We start from the raw sequence: 1,280 nt of genomic DNA, 5'->3' as shown, positions 1-1,280 counted from the left end.
TTCGCGTTCCGCCGCTGATCGTTTCAGATCCGCCTCTGAATCGAAATCCTTGCCGGCATTCTTTGTGTTTTCCCGCTCTTCAATGATGCGAATTTGTTGGTCATGGGTTTTGCGTCCAGTCATCGCTTCCTCCGGTGTGTTCGTGTTGGCGCTCGAAAGTCATCGGCCGCCTCTAAGGTCGGGTCACGGCGCTTGCCTGTCCGAGCCGGCTCTCGTGCTGATAATGGCAAGGTGACGGGATCGTTCCGAAGGCGTTGAATAAGCTTTTCGCCAGATGGCTCGGTTCACCGAGGCGCTCACGTTGACCGAGGCCGCCGCCCCGCCTTCTGAACCAGTACGTCCTTTGAACGTTTCGGCGACCGCCGGACTGGTGCCGGACGCCTTTCCGTCGCGCTCCAGTTCAGCGCAGGAAATCGACCACAGCCTGGATGAACTCTGCCGGATATTCGATGTTCGACAGATGGACCGCGGGCAGCACTATAAGCTTCGCGCCGGGCACCGCCGCGGCAATCATCTCACCGTGGCTGGCTGCTGTCACCGTGTCGTGCCGACCGGCGATCACCAGCGTCGGCCGCGGTATCAGTGCTACGGTGCGGCGAAGATCGGCGTCGCGAACCGCTGCGAACAGACCCGCCAGACCTTGCCGGTCGATAGCCAGCAGCATGGTGCGAAACTCTTCGACCACCGGCTCGTTGGCGGCAACCATCGACGTGGGGAACCAGTTGCTCAGGAACGTCTCGGCGGTTTCCGACATGTCCGGTGCCTGCCGCACCGCGGCAATCCGCTCGTCGAAATAGCTTGCCGGCGAGAGATGGGACGAGGTGTTGCTCAGGATCAGCCGGTCGATCCGCTCCGGCGCGTGGATGCCGAGCCACTGCGCGACGAACCCGCCGAGCGACAGGCCAAGGAAATGTACGCGTTGCAGGTCGAGCGCGTCGAGCAGCTCGATGACGTCGCGGCCAAGCCGGTCGAGCGAGTAGGCGCCGACGGGAACGCTCGATCCGCCATGGCCGCGAAAATCGTAGCGCAAGACACGGAAATGCTTCGACAATTCGCCGATCTGCCTGTCCCACATGTGCAGCGTGGTGCCGATGGAATTCGACAGCACCAGCACCGGCTTGCTTGCCTCGCCATCGAAGCGGTAGGCGATGCGCGTGCCGTCGCCCGTTGTGACGAAATTCAGCTCATTCATGATGAAGATTCCTTCTGGAACGTTGAACGAGACAGAGCCTAGCCGTGGAGCGATTTTGTTGATATTACAAAGATAGAACAATCTCTGT

The 1,280-nt window shown here is 60.7% G+C and carries 1 protein-coding gene; it reads right to left on the bottom strand.

The window, feature by feature from the left end; all coding sequences use genetic code 11:
- Nucleotides 1-400: 400 nt before the first annotated feature.
- The gene (gene pcaD, locus EN906_RS34440) at nucleotides 401-1,192 is read right to left on the bottom strand and encodes a 3-oxoadipate enol-lactonase (RefSeq protein ID WP_127272595.1); all 792 of its coding nucleotides are present in this window, start codon (nucleotides 1,190-1,192) and stop codon (nucleotides 401-403) included.
- Between the last annotated feature and the right edge of the window lie 88 nt (nucleotides 1,193-1,280).

It is taken from the genome of Mesorhizobium sp. M7A.F.Ca.CA.004.06.1.1 (assembly GCF_003999135.1).
Taxonomy (GTDB): domain Bacteria; phylum Pseudomonadota; class Alphaproteobacteria; order Rhizobiales; family Rhizobiaceae; genus Mesorhizobium.
This window is presented reverse-complemented; position numbering and strand designations above follow the sequence as displayed.